Here is a 2,430-nt window from a genome sequence, read left to right as displayed (position 1 = left end):
ATTCTTATATTTTTTCTTATAACGCCTATTTTAATGTTTCTTTTTTCTTTCTCTTCCATGTTTTTATAACTTTTAATGTACGCAGCCGCTTTTCCCGTGTAAAAGCTAATGCCAATCACGAGCATAATAACGGCGATTGTATAACAAATTACCATGATAATATCCCCCGTTTCCATTTTCTCTTTTCTCCGACCAAAGCTCCGCCTAAGTGTCTTTTACACACTTTTTTGCGGGAAAAATTTACTGTGATCGGGTAGTAACTTCTTTAACAGAAGCCGTCCGTTACGCTTATATCAACGATATGCCGCGTAATGGGTTCTCTTTTTCATGTAAAATGAGGAAGTTATAGGCTTTTTGGCTAATTAATGACGCTATGCTATGTATTTGCGCTCAAGAATGAGGGACAAACAGCCTATAGCCGCCTATTACATGGTTCAATTTGCCGGTACTACTACCGCCAGGATCGTCCATAGACTGCCCTCCTTTGTTAGGATAAGACCGCCTTGCTCTGCGGTCTTTTAACATTTATTGAAAATTAACAAATTTTTTGTTTTCTGTCAAGTGGATGAGAAAAGAATATTTACCGCGAACCACACGATACTAGTAGTCTGTAACAACTAAATATTCCCAAGAATATCCTCTCGCAGAGGCGCAGAGGCGCAAAGGTGTTGTTTGTGAGATTATCGTTTTTCCTTCAAGATTTGTAGTTAAACTAATATATCTAGATCAATAATGGGCTATCGGACAGGAACTTTGCGCCTTTGCGCCTTTGCGAGAGAAAATTTGAGAATAATTCTTTGTAAAGTTTTAAATGTTACCGGTTGTCAGCGCACAGTCCAACTGCAAAATTAACAAAGCTTTCAAAGTATTGCGGACTTAAGAGCGAAGGGGTGTCTTTAGCGTTGTTCATATTGCGCCATGTTTCGGGCAGATGGCGGTATTCGGCGGGGGCTTTTATTTCGCCTGAGATGATTAAGTTTCCAAAGTCGGGACGGTCGCGTAACAGAGTCTCGTATAGGGCGGCTTCGTTATCGGGGAGCATGGTAACGGTTTGGGCTGCAAGACCGGCGCGGAGGAAACCAACGTCATCGGAGAACGGGGTAGGGGCGAGCAGTACTTTTTCTAGGCGAAGTTGCTGGGCGGTTTCTAAGGCGTGATCCCGCAGGGAGGCGATGAGTTTTCTTACATTGCGAATATTAGGGTAGTTGCCGTCCTGACTGCCGGCTTCTAATAATAAATCAGTTGTTGTGGAAAAAATAAATACTCCTCCAATGCCGCACGCGTCAAAATTGTAAATTTTTGCCTTCTCAAGCCCCCAGCTTTTTATTTTTTTCGCTAAGGTGAACGAACCTTGTTTTTCAAAACTTTCGCCTGCGGATAATTCTTCCTTATCAGTAAATACTATCATCCAGCGGTCAATGTTTTTTTGCGCCAGAGTGACGGCGGCTTTTAATAAATGAAATACGGCGATGCTGTTGTCATTCGCGCCTGGGCTGCCCGATACGCGGTCGTAGTGGGCGGAAAAAAGATACGGGTCTGTGCCGCTAAACGGGAAAATGCCTTTTGCGGAGCGTAAGGATTTTTGGCCGGGAGGGAAAATAAAAATATGACGGTTTCCCTCCACTGAGATAACTGTAGAGTTAAATTTTAACGCCGAAATCGCGTCCAATAAAATCGCGTAACGGTCGGCGTCCGGGGCTATGAAGTCAAAATAACGGTCATAAGGGCTTTTTTTTGCCCATTCAGGCGTTTTCACGCGGTTATTTTTTCCGCCTTAAATGAATACGAAGGCGTGACAAGCTCCTGTTGCGTGTCAATTATTTTCAATTCTATCAGCGCGCCGCTTTTAGCGTTAGCCGCTTTAAAACTTGCCTCTAAAATGCCAAAGACTGACGCCGTACACAACTCTAAAGTTTTTTTAAGGTTTTTGGTTTCAAGATAGCGCGATAAAAAAACAGCCGCCGTCATGTCCCCCGTTCCCGCGACTCCCTTGCCAAGCGGCAATTCGGGGGTTGTAATTTTATAAATTTCATTTTTATCGGAGGCTATCATGGAAAGCTCCCCTTCTTTTTCCTTGTAACTTGTTACAAGCACGATGGAAGGCCCCATCTCATGCAGGACGTTTATCGCTTTAAGCGTGTCACTGATATTTTGCGTAGTTATTCCCGTTATAGCGTCAAGCTCAAACTGGTTTGGCGTTATTATATCGGCTAACGGTATAAGCTCCTTGTTAAAAATGCCTGGGATATCCGGTTTAACATAAAAACCGCGCCCAACGTCACCCATTACCGGATCGCAGGCGTAAAGCGCGTTAGGTGATTGGCTTCGTACCTTTTTAACCGCGTCCGCGATCGACATGGCGACTGACGCGTCGCCCAAATAGCCTGAAAGCACGGCTTCACAGCGGTTTAACACGCCCCTTTCTTCAAT

General features: G+C 44.1%; 4 protein-coding genes. All 4 read right to left on the bottom strand.

The features are described from left to right. The coding region (locus ACYVRA_RS06140; protein WP_461251869.1) for a hypothetical protein at nt 1-125 on the bottom strand (125 nt) is incomplete at its 3' end. A 265-nt stretch (nt 126-390) separates the two neighbouring features. Further along, nucleotides 391-525, bottom strand: coding sequence for a hypothetical protein (locus ACYVRA_RS06135; protein WP_461251868.1), 135 nt, complete (start codon nt 523-525; stop codon nt 391-393). A gap of 289 nt (nt 526-814) precedes the next feature. Then, entirely contained in the window at nt 815-1,756 is a 942-nt protein-coding gene (locus ACYVRA_RS06130) for a M28 family peptidase (protein WP_461251867.1), read from the bottom strand. Beyond that, the coding region (gene pdxY / locus ACYVRA_RS06125; protein ID WP_461251866.1) for a pyridoxal kinase at nt 1,753-2,430 on the bottom strand (678 nt) is incomplete at its 5' end. The genes pdxY and ACYVRA_RS06130, both read right to left, overlap by 4 nt.

It is taken from the genome of Treponema sp. R8-4-B8 (assembly GCF_054786175.1).
Note: the sequence above shows the minus strand (reverse complement) of the source record. Positions and strands in the feature narration are given on the sequence as shown.